Source organism: Dietzia sp. DQ11-71 (assembly GCF_014144995.1).
GTDB classification, from domain to species: domain Bacteria; phylum Actinomycetota; class Actinomycetes; order Mycobacteriales; family Mycobacteriaceae; genus Dietzia; species Dietzia kunjamensis.
The window spans coordinates 1-19,686 of sequence record NZ_JAALDT010000035.1; the positions used below are offsets into that span (position 1 = coordinate 1).

At 70.3% G+C, this 19,686-nt stretch carries 16 protein-coding genes; 3 read left to right on the plus strand and 13 right to left on the minus strand.

Translation table 11 applies throughout. The annotated features are described in order from the left end of the window. The 3 genes from alaS to G6023_RS01395 all read right to left on the minus strand — a co-directional run. Positions 1 to 2,024 (minus strand): alanine--tRNA ligase (gene alaS / locus G6023_RS01385; protein WP_182633893.1); only part of this gene is annotated, 2,024 nt, incomplete at its 3' end. A 200-nt stretch (positions 2,025 to 2,224) separates the two neighbouring features. Further along, a complete protein-coding gene (locus tag G6023_RS01390) occupies positions 2,225 to 2,401 on the minus strand; it encodes a hypothetical protein (protein WP_156523604.1) in 177 nt (58 codons plus the stop codon). Between the two features lie 52 nt (positions 2,402 to 2,453). After that, the gene (locus G6023_RS01395; protein WP_182633902.1) at positions 2,454 to 3,854 is read right to left on the minus strand and encodes a replication-associated recombination protein A; all 1,401 of its coding nucleotides are present in this window, start codon (positions 3,852 to 3,854) and stop codon (positions 2,454 to 2,456) included. 129 nt (positions 3,855 to 3,983) lie between these two features. Here G6023_RS01395 and G6023_RS01400 point away from each other — a divergent pair, with 129 nt between their 5' ends. Then, entirely contained in the window at positions 3,984 to 5,288 is a 1,305-nt protein-coding gene (locus G6023_RS01400) for an alkaline phosphatase family protein (RefSeq protein ID WP_182633894.1), read from the plus strand. 27 nt (positions 5,289 to 5,315) lie between these two features. Here the strand turns inward: G6023_RS01400 and aspS are convergent, their stop codons facing one another. Further along, on the minus strand, positions 5,316 to 7,115 hold the full coding sequence (aspS, locus tag G6023_RS01405) for an aspartate--tRNA ligase (protein WP_182633895.1): 1,800 nt from the start codon (positions 7,113 to 7,115) through the stop codon (positions 5,316 to 5,318). A 235-nt stretch (positions 7,116 to 7,350) separates the two neighbouring features. Between aspS and ypfJ the strand changes: the two genes are divergently transcribed. Then, on the plus strand, positions 7,351 to 8,283 hold the full coding sequence (ypfJ, locus tag G6023_RS01410; protein WP_182633896.1) for a KPN_02809 family neutral zinc metallopeptidase: 933 nt from the start codon (positions 7,351 to 7,353) through the stop codon (positions 8,281 to 8,283). 84 nt (positions 8,284 to 8,367) lie between these two features. Here the strand turns inward: ypfJ and hisS are convergent, their stop codons facing one another. Next, positions 8,368 to 9,648 (minus strand): histidine--tRNA ligase, encoded by a 1,281-nt coding sequence (gene hisS / locus G6023_RS01415; protein ID WP_182633897.1) that lies wholly within the window; start codon positions 9,646 to 9,648, stop codon positions 8,368 to 8,370. Between the two features lie 46 nt (positions 9,649 to 9,694). After that, positions 9,695 to 10,360 carry an MBL fold metallo-hydrolase gene (locus G6023_RS01420; RefSeq protein ID WP_067717896.1) on the minus strand — a complete coding sequence of 222 codons (666 nt, stop codon included), beginning with the start codon at positions 10,358 to 10,360 and terminating at the stop codon, positions 9,695 to 9,697. A gap of 210 nt (positions 10,361 to 10,570) precedes the next feature. Between G6023_RS01420 and G6023_RS01425 the strand changes: the two genes are divergently transcribed. Then, the gene (locus tag G6023_RS01425; protein WP_182633898.1) at positions 10,571 to 11,494 is read left to right on the plus strand and encodes a peptidylprolyl isomerase; all 924 of its coding nucleotides are present in this window, start codon (positions 10,571 to 10,573) and stop codon (positions 11,492 to 11,494) included. A 134-nt stretch (positions 11,495 to 11,628) separates the two neighbouring features. On the opposite strand, the gene G6023_RS01430 is transcribed toward G6023_RS01425, so the two are convergent. From G6023_RS01430 to ruvA, 7 genes are all read right to left on the minus strand, one after another. Then, positions 11,629 to 14,037: a RelA/SpoT family protein gene (locus G6023_RS01430; protein WP_182633899.1), complete on the minus strand. Its 2,409-nt coding sequence runs from the start codon at positions 14,035 to 14,037 to the stop codon at positions 11,629 to 11,631. Between the two features lie 46 nt (positions 14,038 to 14,083). After that, positions 14,084 to 14,641: an adenine phosphoribosyltransferase gene (locus G6023_RS01435; RefSeq protein WP_096905407.1), complete on the minus strand. Its 558-nt coding sequence runs from the start codon at positions 14,639 to 14,641 to the stop codon at positions 14,084 to 14,086. Further along, positions 14,638 to 15,699, minus strand: a complete 1,062-nt coding sequence (secF, locus tag G6023_RS01440; RefSeq protein WP_096905406.1) for a protein translocase subunit SecF — start codon at positions 15,697 to 15,699, stop codon at positions 14,638 to 14,640. The genes G6023_RS01435 and secF overlap by 4 nt, the downstream gene beginning before the upstream one ends. Next, a complete protein-coding gene (gene secD, locus G6023_RS01445) occupies positions 15,696 to 17,324 on the minus strand; it encodes a protein translocase subunit SecD (RefSeq protein ID WP_182633903.1) in 1,629 nt (542 codons plus the stop codon). The genes secF and secD overlap by 4 nt, the downstream gene beginning before the upstream one ends. Positions 17,325 to 17,468: 144 nt before the next feature. Continuing rightward, positions 17,469 to 17,777, minus strand: coding sequence for a preprotein translocase subunit YajC (gene yajC / locus G6023_RS01450; protein WP_120283366.1), 309 nt, complete (start codon positions 17,775 to 17,777; stop codon positions 17,469 to 17,471). Positions 17,778 to 17,866: 89 nt separating this feature from the next. After that, on the minus strand, positions 17,867 to 18,991 hold the full coding sequence (gene ruvB, locus G6023_RS01455) for a Holliday junction branch migration DNA helicase RuvB (protein ID WP_182633900.1): 1,125 nt from the start codon (positions 18,989 to 18,991) through the stop codon (positions 17,867 to 17,869). Further along, the gene (gene ruvA, locus G6023_RS01460; RefSeq protein WP_182633901.1) at positions 18,991 to 19,590 is read right to left on the minus strand and encodes a Holliday junction branch migration protein RuvA; all 600 of its coding nucleotides are present in this window, start codon (positions 19,588 to 19,590) and stop codon (positions 18,991 to 18,993) included. The genes ruvB and ruvA overlap by 1 nt, the downstream gene beginning before the upstream one ends. Positions 19,591 to 19,686 lie beyond the last annotated feature (96 nt).

Sequence of the window (19,686 nt, forward strand, 5' to 3'; positions counted from 1 at the left end):
CCGCACAGTTCCATGGAGAAGGGGCCGCCGATCTCCACCACGCGGACCCGGGAGCCGTAGTTCTCGCCGAACAGGGCCATGGCGCCCATGCGCTTGGCCTCCTCGAGGGTGGTCTCCACGGTGTTGACCCCGTAGTCGGCGTCGACGGCGGTGTTGGTGACCTCCTCGACCTGCGCCAGGACGTCGGAGGGGATCGAGCCGGACCAGTTGAAGTCGAACCGCATGTAGCCGGGCTTGTTGAGCGAGCCTGCCTGGACGGCCTCCGGGCCGAGGATCTGCCGCAGTGCGGCGTGGACGAGGTGGGTGGCGGAGTGGCCCTGGGTGGCGCCCTTGCGCCACTCGGGGTCGACGGCGGAGGTGACGAGCTGACCGGCCTCGGCCTCGCCGCCGGTGAGGACGCCCTTGTGCACCCAGAGCTTCTTGCCGATCTTCTGGACGTCGTCGACCCGCATCTGGAAGCCGGCGGTGGAGATCATGCCGCGGTCGCCCAGCTGTCCGCCGGACTCGGCGTAGAACGGGGTGCGGTCGAGCAGGAATTCCACCGCGTCCCCCTCGCGGGCGACGTGGACGGCCTCGCCGCCGGAGACGATGCCCAGCAGCCGCGACTCGTCGGTCAGGTCGGTGAAGCCGGTGAAGACGGTCTCGCCGGCGTCGAGGAAGTCACGGTAGACGGACAGGTCGGCGTGGGCGTGCTTCTTGGCCCGGGAATCGGCCTTGGCGCGGGCGCGCTGCTCGGACATGAGGGAACGGAAGCCCTCCTCGTCCACCTGCAGCCCGGCCTCGGACGCCATCTCGAGGGTGAGGTCGATCGGGAAGCCGTGCGTGTCGTGCAGGGCGAACGCCTGGCGGCCGGTGAGCACCGCGGCGCCCGACGACCGGGCGTCGGAGGCGGCGCGCTCGAACAGTTGCGTCCCGGACTCGAGCGTCTTGAGGAACGCGACCTCCTCGGCCACCGCGATCCGCTCGATCCGGTCGTACCCGGAGACGGTCTCGGGGAAGGACGGGCCGATCGCGTCGCGGACGGTGGCCATGAACTCGGCCATCGTCTCGCCGGTCGCCCCGAGCAGTCGCACGGAGCGGACGATGCGACGCAGTAGACGGCGCAGGATGTACCCGCGGCCCTCGTTGCCGGGGGTCACGCCGTCGGAGATGAGCATGTAGGCGGTGCGGGCGTGGTCGGCGATGACCCGGAACCGCACGTCGGCGGCGCCGTCCGCACCGTACTTCGCGCCGGACAGTCGCTCGGCGGTCTCGATGACCGGGCGCAGCAGGTCCGTCTCGTAGACGTTCTCCACGCCCTGGAGCAGGAACGCGACGCGCTCGACGCCCATGCCGGTGTCGATGTTCTGCTTGGGCAGCGGGCCGAGGATCTCGAAGGCGTCCTTGCCGGTGCCCTCCCCTCGCTCGTTCTGCATGAACACGAGGTTCCAGATCTCGATGTAGCGGTCCTCGTCGGCCTCGGGCCCGCCGTCCACCCCGTAGGCGGGCCCACGGTCGTAGAAGATCTCCGAGCACGGTCCGCACGGACCGGGCACGCCCATGGACCAGTAGTTGTCCGCCATGCCGCGGCGCTGGATGCGCTCCTCGGGCACCCCGATCACGTCCCGCCAGATGCCGTGGGCCTCGTCGTCGTCGAGGTAGACGGTGACCCACAGCAGCGCGGGGTCGATCCCGAACCCGCCGGCGTCGACAGGGGTGGTCAGCAGCGACCACGCGTGCCGGATGGCGCCTTCCTTGAAGTAGTCGCCGAACGAGAAGTTCCCGGCCATCTGAAAAAAGGTGTTGTGGCGGGTGGTGATGCCCACCTCCTCGATGTCGAGGGTGCGCACGCACTTCTGGATGGAGGTCGCGGTGGCGTACGGCGGGGTCTCCTGGCCGAGGAAGTAGGGCTTGAACGGCACCATCCCGGCGTTGACGAACAGCAGGTTGGGATCGTCCAACACCAGAGACGCACTGGGGACCTCGGCGTGGCCGGCCCTGACGAAGTGCTCGAGGAAGCGGCGCCGGATCTCATGGGTCTGCACTGGGGGCCTCACTGGTCGTCTACTGGTGGTCTCGGGCGAGGTCCCAGCCTACCGCCGCGCCCGGGCGGGACCGGGAACGAGGTGGGCCGGGACGACCTGACGACGACGAGGTGGGCGGCCGCGTGAACGCCTGCGGGCGCCCACCCGGCCGAACCGGCGGATGGGCGCCCGGTGCAGGGCGGGCCCTGCCTGACGGGAGGTCAGCGCGGCATCGGGGGCAGGACGATGCCGAAGTTGGCGGCGGTGATGAACGCCTCCCGGGGCAGGAGCCCCATGCTGTGTGCCCCCGTGCCCCAGACCCCGATCGAGGTCGCGACACTGACGAGCGTGGACAGGAGATAGGCCATGGTTTCCTCCAGGGTGAGCGGCGTGGTCACAGTGCCTGGTCAAGCACTCATTAACGATACTCACATATTTCTCAAGAACTGGCTACGTCTCTGTTCGTATGATCTTCCGTAGCTTGTCCACCCGCGCACCCAGCTCCCGCTCGTGCCCGTGGGGGCTGGGCTCGTAGTAGTCACGCCCCACCAGTTCGTCGGGCGGGTACTGCTGCGCCACGACCCCGGCGGGCGCGTTGTGGGCGTAGCGGTAGCCCACCCCGTTGCCCAGGCCCTTCGCCCCGGCGTAGTGGCCGTCCCGCAGATGCTTGGGCACCTCGCCCACCCCGCCCGCGCGGACGTCGGCCATCGCGGCGTCGATCGCGGCGATGACAGCCTTGGATTTGGGGGCCGTGGCGAGGTGGATGGTGGCCTGCGCCAGCGCCAACCTGCACTCCGGCAGTCCGACCTTCTGCACGATCTCGGCGGCGGCCCCCGCGGCCAGCAGCGCGGTGGGGTCGGCCATCCCGATGTCCTCACTGGCGTGGACCATGAGGCGCCGGGCGATGAACCGCGGGTCCTCCCCCGCGACCAGCATCCGCGCGAGGTAGTGCAGGGCGGCGTCCACGTCGGACCCGCGGATGGACTTGATGAACGCGCTCGTGACGTCGTAGTGCTGGTCCCCGTCGCGGTCGTAGCGCACCGGCGCGGCGTCCAGGCTCAGCTCCACGATCCCCGGGGTCACCACCCCGTCCTCCGCTGCCCCCGCCGCCGCCTCGAGGATCGTGAGGCTGCGCCTCGCGTCGCCCCCCGACAGTCTGACGATGTCCTCCACCGCCTCGTCCGTCAGCTCGACCTCGCCGGCCAGGCCCCGCTCCTCGGCCACCGCGCGCCTCAGGACGCCGGCGACACCCGCGTCGTCCAGCCCCCGGAGCTCGGCGATGAGGGATCGACTCAGCAACGGGGCGATCACGGAGAAGTGGGGGTTCTCCGTGGTGGCGGCGACCAGGAGGACGATGCCGTTCTCCACCGCGGCGAGCAGGGCGTCCTGTTGGCTCTTGGAGAACCGGTGCACCTCGTCGATGAACAGGACCGTGCGCTGACCGTGCACCTGGCGGGTGCGGGCGTCGTCGATGACCGCGCGGACGTCCTTGACCCCCGCACTCAACGCGGACAGCGCCACGAAGTGCCGACCGGACGTGCTCGCGACGAGGTTCGCGAGCGTCGTCTTCCCGGTACCCGGCGGACCGTAGAGGATCAGCGAGGAGCCGCCGCGCCCCTCCACCAGCCGCCGCAGCGGGGAGTTGGGCCGCAACAGGTGCTCCTGGCCGATCACCTCGTCCAGAGTCCGCGGCCGCATACGCACGGCCAGCGGTGCGGACGGGTCCACGTCCCCCGCCGCGGGCGGGAGGGGCGCGTGTCCGCCCGCGTCCCCGGCGGCGAACAACCCGGCATCTTCGTTCACGCCGACCAGGCTACCGGCGGGCCCGGACTCCGACCCCCGGGTGAACATTCGGCGTCCGATCACCGAAAGTGTGGGCAGCCCTCGTCGTCGTCGGGTTCCCTGGTGGTCAGGTGTGCCACGCCCCCGCCGGGCACACCGCCCCGCCAGCCACCACCCGACCGTCAGGACCCCCGCCCCATGTGCCGCGACGACAACCCCACCCACGGACCCACACTCACCCGTCGTGAGGCGCTCGCCGGCGCCGGCATGGTCGCCGCCGCCGGCGCCATCGGGGTGACCCTGCTCGCCGAGCCCGCCCCCGTGTGGGCGAACCCGGTGCGCCCGGTGGCCGACGACCTCGACGTCTACGTGATCGTCACCGACGGCATGCGGCCCGACGAACTCAACCCGGCCCAGGCGCCCACCCTGCACCGATGGGCCTCCGAGGGGACGCGGTTCACCGACGCCTCCTCCGTGATGATCGCCGAGACCCTGCCCAACCACGCCGCCATGGTCACCGGGGTGCTGCCCGCGCGCAACGGGGTGCCCGCGAACGCCGTCTGGGACCACGCGCTCGGGGACGAGAGGACCCTCGACCGACCCGACGACCTGCGGGCCCCCACGGTGCTGGACCGCATCCGGACCGAGGCGGGCCTGACCACCGCGAGCGTGCTCAGCAAGGACTACCTCCACGGCCTGTTCGGCGGCCGCGCGAGCGTGCAGTGGGCACCCTTCCCGCTGGTCCCGATCACCGACCACTCACTCGACTGGTTCACCGTCGAGGCCCTCAAGCAGACCATCACCGACCACGCCCCGCGGATGACGTTCGTCAACCTCGGCGACATGGACCGCTTCGGCCACATGGACCTCTCCGGCACCTCACTGCGACTGGCCCGCAACCAGGCGGTGTACAACTCGGACCACAAACTCTGGGACCTCGAGCAGTTCCTGCGGTCCACCGGCCGGTGGGAACGGTCGGTGCTCATCGTCCTGGCCGATCACGGCATGGACTGGTCGGAGCCGCTGCGCCTCATCAGTGCCGCTGGCGCGATCGACGCCGACCCCGCGCTGCGCGGCCGCGTCGGGATCGCCCAGAACGGGGGCGCCGACACCTTCGCCTACCTCGGCCCCGCCGGAGAACGCGACGCCACCCTGGCGCGCCTACGTGAGGTCGTCGGCGCGCTCCCGGGCGTCAACCGCCTCTACGACCCGGCCGAACTCGACCTGGGAGAGCGCGGTGGCGACCTCGTGGCCACCTGCCACCCGGGATGGCGGTTCTCCGATCCCACCCCGTTCTCCAACCCCATCCCCGGCAACCACGGGCACGAGGTCACCCTCGGCATCCCGTTCTTCGTCGCCGGCGGGCACCGGATCGTCCGCCGGGGGCAGGTCGTCGACCGCCCGGTGCGCACCCTCGACGTGGCGCCGACGGTGGCCCGGCTGTTCGGACTCGACCACTCCGGGATGGACGGGCGTCCGGCGCTCGAGGCGTTCCACCTCTGAGACGCCCGGGGCCGCCCGCCCCGGGTACTACTCGGCTGCGGCCCCGGCCGGGGCGGCCTGCCCGCGCTGGACCGGCTTGGCGTCGATGCCGGACTCCTTGCGCTGCTGGGTGGTGATCGGCGCGGGAGCGTCGGTCAGCGGGTCGACCCCGCCGCCGGACTTGGGGAAGGCGATGACGTCGCGGATGGACTCGGTTCCGGCCAGCAGCGCACAGATGCGGTCCCAGCCGAAGGCGATGCCACCGTGCGGCGGGGCGCCGTAGGAGAAGGCGTCGAGCAGGAAGCCGAACTTCTCCTGTGCCTCCTCCTGCGAGATACCCATGACGCCGAAGACCCGCTCCTGGACGTCCTTGCGGTGGATACGGATGGACCCGCCGCCGATCTCGTTGCCGTTGCACACGATGTCGTAGGCGTAGGCCAGGGCCGATCCCGGATCGGTGTCGAACGTGTCGAGGTGCTCGGGCTTGGGCGAGGTGAACGCGTGGTGCACGGCGGTCCACGCACCCGAACCGACCGCCACGTCACCGGCGGCGGTGGCGTCGTCCGCGGGCTCGAACATCGGGGCGTCGACGACCCAGGTGAACGCCCACGTGGTGGGGTCGATCAGGCCGAGCTTCTCGGCGATCTCACCGCGTGCCGCACCGAGGAGCGCGCGGGTGGACTTGACCGCTCCCGCGCCGAAGAAGATGCAGTCCCCCGGCTCCGCGCCGACGTGCGCCGCGATCCCGGCGCGTTCGGAATCCGACAGGTTCTTGGCGACGGGGCCGCCGAGCTCGCCGTCCTCACCGACGAGGATGTACGCCAGGCCCTTGGCGCCGCGCTGCTTGGCCCACTCCTGCCAGGCGTCGAGCTGGCGACGGGGCTGCGACGCGCCGCCCTTCATGACGACCGCGCCGACGTACGGCGCCTTGAACACCCGGAACGGGGTCTCGGCGAAGAACTCCGTGCACTCGACCAGTTCGATGTCGAACCGCAGGTCCGGCTTGTCCGAACCGTAGCGACGCATCGCCTCGTCGTAGGTCATGCGCGGGATGGGAGTCGAGATCTGATACCCGGCGGTGGCCCACACCTCGGTGAGGATCTCCTCGGCCACGGCGATCACGTCGTCCTGGTCGACGAAGCTCATCTCCACGTCCAGCTGAGTGAACTCCGGCTGGCGGTCGGCCCGGAAGTCCTCGTCCCGGTAACAGCGCGCGAGCTGGTAGTACTTCTCCATCCCGGCCACCATGAGCAGCTGCTTGAACAGCTGCGGAGACTGCGGAAGGGCGTAGAACGTCCCCGGCTGTAGGCGCGCCGGCACGAGGAAGTCACGCGCCCCCTCGGGCGTCGAGCGGGTCAACGTGGGCGTCTCGATCTCCACGAAGTCGTGGCGCGCCATGACGTTGCGGGCGGCGGCGTTGACCTTCGACCGCAGGCGCAGTGCGGCACCCGGGCCCTCACGCCGCAGGTCGAGGTAGCGGTGACGCAGGCGCGCCTCCTCGCCGACCTCGTCGTCGAGCTGGAACGGCAGGGCCGCGGCCTCGCCGAGGACCTCGAACGAGGTCACGTCGACCTCGATCTCACCCGAGGCGAGGTTCGGGTTCTCCGAACCCTCCGGACGGCGGTCCACCACGCCGGTGACGGCCACGCAGTACTCGTTGCGGAGGCGGTGTGCGCGCTCGGCGACGTCCTCCGAGCGGAACACCACCTGGCAGACGCCGGTCGAATCGCGGAGATCGACGAAGATGACCCCGCCGTGATCCCGGCGGCGCGCGACCCAGCCGGCCAGGGTGATGGTCTCCCCTGCGTCGGCGGCTCGGAGCTGGCCGGCGGAATGGGTGCGCAGCACTGCGGTTGTCCTCTCGTCGGGAAAAGTCGTGTGGTCGGCGAACACCGGAACGGACCCACCGCCGGATGAGCGGTCGGCCCCGGGTTCGGACGAGGGACAGTCTACGTCCACCCGCGTGCGTTCCCCGTCTCGGCTGCGACCGCGTACCGCCAGCCCATACAGTGATCCGACAAGCACCGCGGTGGTGCGGCGTGCCCGGGTGGACCGGCGACCGGTGTGGACGAGAGGCGACGATATGACGTTCCGGCAGAGCGGGAGACTGGACACCAGCGGGGTCTCCGGCGGGGGCCGCGGAGGCCGAGGGGGTCGCCGGGGGATGGCGGTCGGCGGCGGTGTCGGCGGCCTCGTCGTCGTCGTCATCGCGTTGTTCCTCGGCATCGACCCCGGCCAGCTCGGACTCGACGGCGGCGGTACGGACCGGGGCGCCACCGGCGGCCGGGCACAGACCTCCGACTCCGCGCAGCAGTTCCAGGCCCACATCGACCAGTGCGACCTGCAGCAGGCCAACACCGACACCATCTGCCGCATCGTCGCCACCACGGAGAGTCTGGAGGACGTCTGGACGGCCCAGTTGCCCGATCAGATCGGGATGCGCTGGATCCAGCCCCACACCAACATCTTCACCGGCGCCATCGACACCGGATGTGGTGCGGCCTCCTCCGACATCGGGCCGTTCTACTGCCCGGCCGACGAGAACGTGTACTTAGACCCTGCGTTCTTCGATCGGGTCCTCGTGGGCCAGCTCGGTGGATCACCCTCCGGTGCGGCGCAGATGTACGTCGTCGCCCACGAGTTCGGCCACCACCTGCAGACCATGCTCGGGGACATCCGCCGGTCACAGCAGGACCCGCAGGGTCCCTCCTCGGGTGCGGTCCGGGTCGAGCTCCAGGCCGACTGCTACGCCGGGCTGTGGGCCCACTACGCGACCTCGACCCCGGCGCCCGACGGCGGCCCGCCGCTGCTGGAGAGCCTGACCGGGAGTGACGTCGACGCGATCATCCAGACCGCCGAGGCGATCGGCGACGACCACATCCAGCGGTCCGGCGGCGCACGCGTCGACCCGGGCTCGTGGACCCACGGGTCCTCCGAGATGCGCCGGCAGTGGTTCCTCACGGGTTACGAGCAGGGCTCGATGCAGGCCTGCGACACCTTCCGCGCCCAGCTCTGAGGCGCCCGGCTCTGACGCGCCCAGCTCTGATGCGCGGGCGGGGCTCCTGTCGACCGGTGTCGCCGGTCGACCGACCGGCCGCGGTCAGCGGGCGACGGCCCTGGTCACATGATCGACGAGACCCTCCAGCGGCACCGGTTCCTGCTCGCCGGTGGCCATCGTCTTGACGACGGCCGTGGAGGTGGCGAGCTCGTTCTCCCCGACGACGACGGTGATCGCCGCGCCGGAGCGGTCCGCCGCCTTGAAGGCGCCCTTCATGCCCCGGTCCCCGTACGCCATATCCGCGCGGAGCCCACTTCGGCGGAACTCGGCGAGGACGGGCACCAGAGTCGCCTTGGCCTGCGCGCCGAGAGCGACCGCGTACACGTCGACGCGCCCCTCGGCCGCCGGGTCGATCCCCTCGGCCTGCAGTGCCAACACCGTGCGGTCCACACCGATACCGAACCCGATGCCGGACAGCGCCTGGCCGCCGAGCTGCTCCATCAGGCCGTCGTAGCGGCCACCGCCACCGATCCCGGACTGGGCGCCGAGGCCGTCGTGCACGAACTCGAAGGTCGTCTTGGTGTAGTAGTCCAGGCCCCGCACCATGCGGGGATTGACCTCGTACGCGACGCCCAGCGCGTCCAGGTGCGCCCGCACGGTCGCGAAGTGCTCGGCGCTCGCCTCGGACAGGTGATCGATCATCAGTGGAGCGCCCTCGAGCTGGGCACGCACCTCGGGGCGCTTGTCGTCCAGGACGCGCAGCGGATTGACCCGAGCGCGTTCCCGCGTCGCCTCGTCGAGGTCCAGGCCGGAGAGGAAGTCCTGGAGCCGTTCCCGGTAGTCGGGGCGGCACGTCTCGTCCCCGAGTGAGGTGACCTCGAGGCGGAACCCGGTGAGTCCGAGGGAGCGGAACGCCTCGTCCGCCACGGCGATCACCTCGGCGTCCAGGGCCGGGTCGTCGACGCCGATCGCCTCGATGCCCACCTGCTGGAGCTGGCGGTACCGCCCGGCCTGGGGACGCTCGTACCGGAAGAAGGGGCCCGCGTAGCAGAGCTTGACCGGGAGCTGGCCCCGGTCCAGCCCGTGCTCGATCACCGCGCGCATGACCCCGGCCGTGCCCTCGGGGCGCAGGGTGACGCTCCGGCCGCCCCTGTCGGAGAACGTGTACATCTCCTTGGACACCACGTCCGTCGACTCCCCCACGCCGCGTGCGAACAACGCCGTGTCCTCGAAGATCGGCAACTCGACGTGCCCGTACCCGGCGCGACGGGCGGCGGTGGTGATGGCGTCCCGGACCGTCACGAACCCGGCGGACGCCGGAGGCACGTAGTCGGGAACACCCTTGGGTGCCTTGAGTGCGGTCTTCTTGGCGTTGCCGGTCACTGGTGAGGCGTCCTTGGGTCTCGAGGGGCGGGTAGGGATGGTGGGTCTAGAGGTCGCGCAGGAACGGATTCGACCGACGCTCACGACCGATGGTCGTGGACGGCCCGTGCCCGGGCAACACCACGGCGTCGTCGTCCAGAACGAGGAACTTCTTGGCGATGGACTGCATGAGCACCTCGGTGTCCCCCGCCGGCAGATCGGTGCGTCCCACACCGTCCTGGAACAGTACGTCCCCACCGAGCACGACCAGCCGGGGTCCGTCCTCGGTCTGCACGGTGATCCGGAACGAGACCGAGCCGGGGCTGTGACCCGGGACGTGGTCCACGTCGAAGGTCATCGAGCCGATGGTGAGGGTGTCGCCGTCGAACACCTCGATGACCTCGGCCGGCTCCGTGAAGGTGACGCCCTTGAGCATCGCCGACAGGTCGAGCGAGAGGCCCTTGCCCGGATCGGAGAGCATCTCGCGGTCCTCGGGGTGGATGTAGGCGGGGACCCCGTAGTGATCCGCCACCTGCCGCGCGTTCCAGATGTGGTCGAGGTGCCCGTGTGTGAGCAGGACCGCGCGGGGTCGGAGCCCGGCCTCGGAGATCTGACGGCGGACCTGCTCCTCCGCGTCCTGCCCCGGGTCGACGACCACGCAGTCGCCCGCGTCGTCCGCCACGATGTAGCAGTTGGTCTGGAACATCCCGGCGGGGAAACCGACGATCTGCACGTCCCGTACTCCCTTTCTCGACACTGTCGGCGCCGTTCGGCGCCCGGTGCCGGGCAACGGCGCCCGACACCGGAGTGGCGTTCGGCCGTCACTACCCGACCTGGTAGACAAGGACCCTGGGCTGGACCGCCGCGTGGGGCTCTTCACGGAGTCCCACCGTACGGGTCCGCCCGTGGAGTCCCAGCCTAGTCCAGGTCCCCAGGAGGGTCAGTGTCCACCAACCAGGAACGCCGAGCCGAGGCGCGCCAACGTCTGCGTGAGCAGATGGAGGCGCAGGCGCGCCGCGAGAAGCAGCTGAAGATCGCCGGTGCCTCGGTCGTGGTGGTGGTCCTCCTCGGCATCGTGGGCGTCGTGGTCTGGAACAAGGCGGAACAGTCTCGCGCCGAGCAGTACGCCGCCGACTGGGTGACCTGCGAGTACCCGCAGGACACCAGTCCCATGGAGAAGGTCGACCCGGCGGAGTTCGAGGACCAGGGGCCCGAGATCGTCGCCGAGGCGCGTCGTTTCAACGAGCAGGTCGACGAGATCGAGGAGTCCAAGCGCGAGGTGGACCCCCCGACCGGGGACCAGCCCCGGAGAGGGACGGCCGAGATCGTCGTGACCACCGGTAGCGGTGAGATCCCCCTGACGCTCGACCGTGAGGGCGCCCCCTGCAACGTCGCGAGCTTCGTGCACCTCGCCGAGCAGGAGTACTTCGACGACACCGAGTGCCATCGACTGACGCAGGGCGGTGAGGGTTCGCAGCTCTCCGTCCTGCAGTGTGGTGACCCGACGGGGACCGGGCTCTCGGGCCCCGGGTATTCGATCGTGGACGAGCCGCCCACCGACCTCCCCGTGGCCGAGGACGGGTCGGGGATGTCGGTCTACCCGCGCGGCACGGTCGCCATGGCCAAGTCACAGGCTCCGAACAGCGCCGGGAGTCAGTTCTTCCTCGTGTACGAGGACTCCATGCTTCCTCCCGAGTACTCCGTGATGGGCACGATCGGCGAGTCCGGCCTGGAGGTTCTCGACGAGATCGCCGATGCCGGGACGAAGAGCGACGACCAGAGCGATCCGGACTACGAGGCACCACGCCGCCCGGTGGTCATCGAGAAGGTCACGGTCGGCGCCCAGGAGGGCCTGCCCGAGGCGTGAACCCGTAGCACCCGGCCGTGAGTTCCGGCCCCGGCCTCCCGGCCGGGGCCGACGCCGTCCCACCGGGTCCGCGGAGGCCGGCCGGGTCCGCGACCGTCGGTTGCGGAGGGGTCGGTCAGCCGCGGAGGCGTCGGTCAGTTCGAAGTCATCCGGTAGACGTCGAAGACGCCTTCGACCTTGCGGACCGCACCGAGGACGTGACCCAGGTGTTTGGGGTCGGCCATCTCGAAGGTGAACCGGGAGATCGCCACCCTGTCGTCGCCCGCGGTCTGCACCGAGGCGGAGAGGATGTTGACCTTCTCGTCGGCCAGCACCTTGGTGATGTCGGAGAGCAGACGGTGACGGTCGAGGGCCTCCACCTGGATGGCGACGAGGAACACCGCGCCCGGCTGGGGCGCCCACTCGACCTTGACCAGTCGCTCCGGCTCCCGGTGCAGGTCGGAGGCGTTGGTGCAGTCGGTGCGGTGCACGCTGACCGAGCCGCCGCGCGTGATGAAGCCCAGGACCTGGTCCCCCGGCACCGGGGTGCAGCAGCGGGCGAGCTTGGCGTGGACGTCTTCCACACCGCCCACGAGTACGCCGGCCCCGGAGGTGGTGGGGCGGGGCGGGGTCATGGTCTTGTCACGTGACCGGTCGGCGAGTTCCTCGGTGACCTCGTCCACGCCGCCGTGGGCGGCGATGAGACGACCGACCACGGTCTTGGCGGAGACGTGGTTCTCCCCGATCGCCGTGTAGAGCGCGGTGACGTCGGCGAATCCGAGCTCGCGGGACACGCCGGCGAGCGACTCGTTGGAGAAGATGCGGTGGACGGGGACCCCGCCCCGTCGGACCTCACGGGTGATGAGGTCCTTGCCCCGCTCCAGGGCCTCCTCGCGGCGCTCCTTGGCGAACCACTGCCGGATCGAGCTCTTGGCGCGGCCGGAGACCACGAACTTCTGCCAGTCCAGGCTGGGGCCGGCGTTGTGGTCCTTGGAAGTGAAGACCTCCACCACCTCGCCGTTCTCGAGCGGGCGCTCGAGGGCGACGAGTTTGCCGTTGACCCGTGCCCCGATGCAGCGGTGACCGACCTCGGTGTGGACCGCGTAGGCGAAGTCCACGGGCGTGGCGCCGACCGGCAGGTTGATGACGTCTCCCTTGGGGGTGAAGACGAAAATCTCCTTGCTGGTCATCTCGAAGCGCAGGGAGTCCAGGAATTCGCCGGGATCGGCGGCCTCGCGCTGCCAGCTGAGCAGTTGCCGCATCCACGCCATCTCGTCGACCTCGGCGGGGTCGCCGTTGTGCTTGCCGCGGGTCTCCTTGTAGCGCCAGTGCGCCGCGATGCCGTACTCCGCGTTGCGGTGCATCTCGTGGGTGCGGATCTGGATCTCGAGGGGTTTGCCGTCGGGTCCGATCACGGTGGTGTGCAACGACCGGTACACGCCGAAGCGGGGCTGGGCGATGTAGTCCTTGAACCTCCCCGGCATCGGCTTCCACGTCGAGTGGACGACCCCGATCGCGGCGTAGCAGTCGCGCACGTCCTCGCACAGGACACGAATGCCCACGAGGTCGTGGATCTCGTCGAACTCCCGACCGCGCACGATCATCTTCTGGTAGATCGACCAGTAGTGCTTGGGTCGGCCCTCGACCCGCGCCTGGATGTGCGCTTTCTCGAGGTCCGCCCTGACCCGGTTGGTCACCGTTTGTAGGTAGACGTCGCGGCTGGGGGCCCGGTCGGCGACGAGCCGCACGATCTCTTGGTACTTCTTCGGCTCGAGGATCGCGAAGGCGAGGTCCTCGAGTTCCCACTTGATGGTCGCCATCCCCAGCCGGTGCGCGAGCGGGGCGATCACCTCGAGGGTCTCCCGCGCTTTCTTGACCTGCTTCTCGGGCGGCAGGAACCGCATCGTGCGCATGTTGTGCAGGCGGTCGGCGACCTTGATCACCAGGACGCGCGGGTCGTGTGCCATCGCGATGATCATCTTGCGGATGGTCTCCGCCTCGGCGGCCTCGCCGAACTCGACCTTGTCCAACTTGGTGACGCCGTCCACCAGATGGGCGACCTCACCGCCGAAGTCGGCCTCCAGCCGTGCGAGCGAGTAGTCGGTGTCCTCGACCGTGTCGTGCAGCAGCGCCGCCACGAGCGTCGTGGTGTCCATCCCCATCTCCGCGCAGATGGTCGCCACGGCGAGTGGATGGGTGATGTAGGGGTCGCCGGATTTGCGGTAGACGCCCTCGTGTTGCTTCTCGGCGAGCGTGTACGCGCGGGCCAGCAGACCGACGTCGGCCTTGGGGTGGTGTATCCGGTGGACGCGCACCAGCGGTTCGAGAACCGCCGGTGTGGAGGTGACGGTCAGTCCCGAGGTGAGGCGGCGCGCCCACCGCGCTCGCACCCGTCGACCGGCGGACGGGCGGTTGCCCGGGATCACGGGGAGCGGTTGGGTCGCGGACTGGGGTGCCGGGGGCCGGGGTGTCGAGGGCTGGGGTGTCGAGGGCTGGGGTTGAGCCGTCTGTCCGGGTTGCGCGCCCCCGTCCGGATGCCCGGCAGGGTCCTGCCGTTGCGTCATCTCCGGCTCCTCCCTCCAGTTCCGGGCCGTCAGGAACGGCCGGCGGTCACGCGACCGTGAGGCAGGTCAGCGGTGTGGCGGCCAGTCTATCCCGCCCCCCGAGGCCGGGGACCTCGAGTACCACGGACAGCCCCGCGACGATCGCCCCACAGTCCTCCAGCAGACCGACCGCGGCGGTGAGGGTCCCCCCGGTGGCGAGGACGTCGTCGACGACGAGGACGCGCTTCCCCCCGAGATCGAGCCCGTCCGCGGGGAGTTCCAACGTGGCGGCGCCGTACTCGAGCTCGTAGGACCGCGAATGCACCGGTGGCGGGAGCTTGCCGGCCTTACGGATGGCCAGGACCCCGGTGTGTAGCCGCACGGCTGCCGCGCCGGCGAGCAGGAACCCCCGGGCGTCGAGCCCGGCGACGTAGTCCACACTGCCGATCTCGTGCCCGGCGATCAGCCCGGCGACGACGGCATCGAAGCCGTCGGCGTCCGCGAGGACCGGAGTGAGGTCGCAGAACTGGACGCCCGCGGAGGGGAAATCCTCGACGCGACGCATCAACCGCTCCACGGCCGAACTGATGGCAGGTGAGACGGGGCTGAGAGTTGGTTCGGTCATGCGGCGGCCTCGGCCTTCTCGCGTCGGGCCAGGACCTTGGCGGTCTGGCGTCTGATCTCCGGATCGCGGTTCTTGAGCGACACCAGCAGGGGTGTGGCGAGGAATACCGAGGAGAAGGTGCCGGTGATGATCCCCACCATCTGGACGAGTGCCAGATCCATGAGGGTGCCCACCCCGAGGATCCACACGGCGATCACGACCAGCGCCAGCAGGGGCAGCACGCCGATGATGGTGGTGTGGATCGAACGCATGAGGGTCTGGTTGACACCCAGGTTCGCCTCTTCGGCATAGGTGCGGCTCGCGGTGTGTCTGATGCCGCGGGTGTTCTCCTCGACCTTGTCGAACACGATCACCGTGTCGTACAGCGAGAAGCCGAGGATGGTCAGCAGACCGATCACGGTGGCCGGGGTGACCTCGAAGCCGACGAGAGAGTAGACACCGGCGGTGGTCAGTACGTCGAACAGCAGGGCGACGATGGCTGCGGTGGCCATCCGCCACTCGAAGCGGAACGCGATGTAGGCGAAGACGATGACGAGGAACACCCCGAGAGCGATCAGTGCGTTCTCGGTGACCTGTCCTCCCCAGCTCTCCGAGCGCGCGGAGTCGCCGATCGCCTCCACTGAGGCGTCACCGTCGGCCGTGACCGGCCGGAACTCCTCGAAGAGGGCGTTCTTGGCCGCACGGATCTCGTCGCTGGTGAGGAACCGCGTCTCCACCTCGACGATGCGCGCGTCCCCGGCTCCGACGATCTGCACCGTCTGCGGTTCCTCACCCACCGACTCCTCGACCACCGCGGCCACGCGGCTCTTGTCGTGGTCGGCTGCGGGCATGGTGAGCTTGGTGCCACCGGTGAAGTCGATACCGAAGCTGAAGCCACGGAAGATGATGCTCGCCAGGCAGATCGCCACGATCACGGTGGTGAGGACGTAGAACCTCCGGCGGTTCGGGACGATGCCGAACGCCCCGGTCCCCGTGTAGAGCCGCGTGAACAGACTGTCGGACCGGCCGGCGGGGGCGGCGGCGCCGCTCCCGGGCTCGGTGGTCGTGGGAGTGCTCATCGGCCCTCCTCCTCATCGGTGGCGGGACGCTCGGTGCGCGGTTCGGTGATGGTGTCGCCGCCCGGGCCGCGGATGGTCGCGGTGACCCCGCGGCCCCGGCCCTGCTCGAGATCGCTCTCGGTCTTCCGGTCGATGCGGCGCTGTTCCGCCGCGGCTGCCTGGAGGTTCTCCATCCGTCCCATCCCGTTCGCCCAGGTCTTGGCGAAGGTGGGTTTGGTGGAGGCGAGGTAGACGAGCGGCCAGGTCACGGTGAACGCGACGAAGACGTCCATGATGGTCGTGAGGCCCAGGGTGAACGCGAATCCGCGCACCTCGCCGCTGGCCAGCAGGTAGAGCACCAGCGCTCCGATGAGGCTGACCATGTTGCCGGTGACGATGGTGCGGCTGGCACTCTTCCAGGCCCGCGGCACCGCGGATCTGAAACGGTGGCCGTCCCGCAGTTCGTCCTTGATGCGCTCGAAGAACACGACGTAGGAATCGGCGGTCATGCCGATACCGATGACGAGGCCCGCGATGCCCGCGAGGTCGAGGCTGTAGTCGACGGTGTATCCGAGGAACACCAACAGGATGTAGGTGAGCAGGAACGACAGGGCCAGCGAGAGGAACGCCAGCACACCGAGCAGGCGGTAGAAGAAGGCCGAGTACGCCAGTACCAGCAGGAATCCGATGGCGCCCGCGAGCAGGCCCGCCTCGAGCGAGGCCAGACCGAGGGACGCCGGGACGTTGTCGACGTTGGGGTCCTCGAAGGAGATGGGCAGGGCACCGTAGCGCAGGTTCGCGGCGAGAGAGGCCGCCTCGTCCGTGCTGAAGTCACCGGTGATGGAGGTCGCCGAACCGACCGGCGTGACGCCCTGGACGACGGGCGCGCTGATGACCTCGCCGTCGAGGAGGATGGCGATCTGGCGCTGGAGGTTCTCCTGGGTCAGCCGCGACCAGGTGGCGCTGCCCTGCTCACCGGGTCCGGCGTTGAACCGGAAGGAGACCTCGTTCTTGGCGGCCTGCTGGTTGAACCCGGAACTGACGGAGTCCTTGACGATCTGCTGCCCGTCGAGCCGCTGGCCGTCCTCTGGTTCCCCGATCAGCAGCGGGACCGGGCCGAGGACGTACTTGGCGCCCTCACCGCAGGCGATGAGGGCCTGGGACGGGTCGTCGAAGCCGGCCAGGACATCGCGCTCCGGGCAGCGGAAGGTCGCGAGGGTCTCGGTGAGCTCCTGCGGGTCGCCCTGGCGGAGCTCGCGGGCCTCCTCGACCTCCCTTGCGACGGCGTCGCGGTCCCCCTTGGCGGCGGGCACGGGCTCGACGTCGCCCTCGGCGACGGGCTGGACCTGCAGCACGGGACGGATCGTCAGTTGCGAGGTGGTGCCGAGGTCACGGGCCTGGCTGGAGTCCTCACCGGGGACCGTGAGGACGATGTTGCTGCCCTCGATGACGACCGAGGTCCCGGCGACGCCGAGCCCGTCGACCCGGTCGCGGATGATGTCCTGGGCCAGTCGCAAGTCGGCCTCGTCGGGGTCCCCCTTGGGGATCAGCGTGACGCGGGTACCGCCCTGCAGATCGATGCCCAGCTTGGGCGTCAGGCCGCGCTCGGCGACGGCGAAGGCGCCGAGGAAGATGATGAACAGCACCAGGAAGAACGCGGACAGCAGCGCCCACGGTCTGGGGCGGGCGTCGGCGCCTCGAGGACGAGCTGGTGACACAGGTGATCTCTCTCGGTCTTCGTCTGGGGCCTCCGGCCGGAGGGCCCCATTACACTACTCGCCGGTCGTGGCCTACAGGGAATCCGCGGCACCGGTGCCGGTGTCGGCTCCGGGGGGCGTACCGGCGTCGATCTTCTCGCGGATGACGCGACGGTCCCACTGGGTGTGGACACCCTCCGCGATCTCCAGTTCCACGGTCTCGTCTCCCACGGAGACGATGGTCGCGCGGAGGCCCGAGGTGGTGAGCACACGATCGCCCGCCGTCAGTGAGGCCTGCATCTCCCGCATGTCCTTCATCGCCCTGCGTTGTCTCGTGCTCTGCAGGACCATCAGCACGATCAGCACGACGATCATCAACGGCAGCAGCAGTTCCAGTCCCATTCGGGTCCTCCTGACATGGACCCGCCGGTTCCGGGTCGCTGGCGGGTCCGGGCTACGGACGGTCTCGTCCGAGGATGCCAGCCCGGGGCTCAGCCGCGCGCGCCGGGGCCCCGGTCGACCTCGACCGGCAACATCGGGTCCCCGGCCGCCCTGTCGGGCCCTGGCCGGGTGAGGGCCAGGTGCTCCCACGCCGCGGCGGTCGCGATGCGCCCGCGGGGGGTGCGTGCGAGCAGACCCGCCCGGACGAGGAAGGGTTCGCACACCTCCTCGAGGGTGGTGGACTCCTCCCCCACCGCCACGGCCAGGGTGCTCAGCCCCACCGGGCCCCCCTCGTGCTGGACGAGGAGCGCCCTGAGGACCGCGCGGTCGAGACGGTCGAGACCCAGCTCGTCCACCTCGTACACCTCGAGGGCGGCCCTGGCGACGGGCACGGTGATGCGACCGTCGGCCCGGACCTCGGCGAAGTCGCGGACCCGTCGCAGGAGCCGGTTGGCGATCCGGGGTGTGCCCCGCGACCGGCCGGCGATCTCCAGCGCGGCATCGGGCTCCACGGGGATGGCGAGGATGTCCGCGGCGCGGGTGACGATCCTGGCGAGGTCGGTGTCCGTGTAGAAGTCCATGTGCGCGGTGAACCCGAACCTGTCGCGCAGCGGACCGGTCAGCGCTCCGGATCGCGTGGTGGCACCGACCAGGGTGAACGGGGCGATCTCCAGCGGGATCGAGGTGGCACCGGGCCCCTTGCCCACCATGATGTCGATCCGGAAGTCCTCCATCGCGAGATAGAGCATCTCTTCGGCCGGGCGCGCGATGCGGTGGATCTCGTCGATGAACAGCACGTCGCCCTCGATGAGATTGGACAGCATCGCGGCGAGGTCACCGGGTCGTTCGAGGGCGGGACCGGAGGTGATCCGCAGCGATCCACCGAGTTCCGCCGCGACGATCATCGCGAGACTCGTCTTGCCCAGCCCGGGCGGCCCGGAGAAGAGCAGGTGGTCGGGCACGACCCCGCGGCGGGTGGCGGCGGTGAGGACCAGGTCCAGTTGCTCCCGGACCGTCTCCTGACCGATGAACTCGCCCAGGCTGCGGGGTCGGAGGGCACCCTCGACGTCGGTGTCGAACGGGGTCGCGGACGCGGACAGCTCGCCCTCGTGGCCCGCCCCGTCGTCGGCGCCGGGGGAACGCCCGTCGCCGGGCGCGTCGAACGGTCCCGCCATCAGCGCTTACCGAGTGATTTGAGGGCCAGTCGCAGGGCCTGCGCCGGGTCGAGGTCCGGCTCGGCCGCGAGCACCGCGGTGGCGGTCTTCTCGGCCTCCGCGGAAGAGAAGCCCAGGCCCTCGAGTGCCTCTGCGACCTCGGTCGCGGCCGACCCGCCTGTCGTGCCGCTCTGGATCCCCACGGAGCCACCGTCCGCCACGGGCCCGACTTTGTCCTTGAGCTCCAGCACCATGCGTTCGGCCGTGCGCTTGCCCACGCCGGGGACGCGGGTCAACGCCCTGACGTCCCCGGTTCCGAGAGCCCGGACGAGGGCCTCCGGCTCGAGGGTCGCGACGATCGCCAGTGCCAGTCGTGGTCCGACGCCGGAGACGGTCTGCACGGTGAGGAACAACTGACGCGCGTCCACCGAGTCGAATCCGTACAGGGTGAGCGAGTCCTCGCGCACCACCAGCTCCGTGTGGAGCATCCCCTCCGCCCCGCGCCGGAGACCGGCGAGCGCCGCGGGGGTCGCGTGCACGAGCACCCCGACTCCCCCGGTCTCCACCACGCAGCGGTCCAGGCCGATCTCGGCCACGGTCCCCCGGATCGAGGCGATCACCAGCGCACTCCCTTCGTCCGCGCCATGCCCCGGGCCGCGGCCCGGGCGCGCTCCTGATCGGCGGCCGCGCTGCGACCACCGTGTGCGTTCGACGTG

Excerpts from the sequence above, each read along its gene's own strand:
- secF (WP_096905406.1), bottom strand. The coding sequence starts at position 15,699 with ATGAGCACTCCCACGACCACCGAGCCCGGGAGCGGCGCCGCCGCCCCC.
- ruvB (WP_182633900.1), bottom strand. The coding sequence starts at position 18,991 with ATGGCGGGACCGTTCGACGCGCCCGGCGACGGGCGTTCCCCCGGCGCC.
- G6023_RS01430 (WP_182633899.1), bottom strand. The coding sequence starts at position 14,037 with ATGACGCAACGGCAGGACCCTGCCGGGCATCCGGACGGGGGCGCGCAA.
- G6023_RS01435 (WP_096905407.1), bottom strand. The coding sequence starts at position 14,641 with ATGACCGAACCAACTCTCAGCCCCGTCTCACCTGCCATCAGTTCGGCC.
- yajC (WP_120283366.1), bottom strand. The coding sequence starts at position 17,777 with ATGGGACTGGAACTGCTGCTGCCGTTGATGATCGTCGTGCTGATCGTG.
- ypfJ (WP_182633896.1), top strand. The coding sequence starts at position 7,351 with ATGACGTTCCGGCAGAGCGGGAGACTGGACACCAGCGGGGTCTCCGGC.
- G6023_RS01395 (WP_182633902.1), bottom strand. The coding sequence starts at position 3,854 with ATGTTCACCCGGGGGTCGGAGTCCGGGCCCGCCGGTAGCCTGGTCGGC.
- G6023_RS01400 (WP_182633894.1), top strand. The coding sequence starts at position 3,984 with ATGTGCCGCGACGACAACCCCACCCACGGACCCACACTCACCCGTCGT.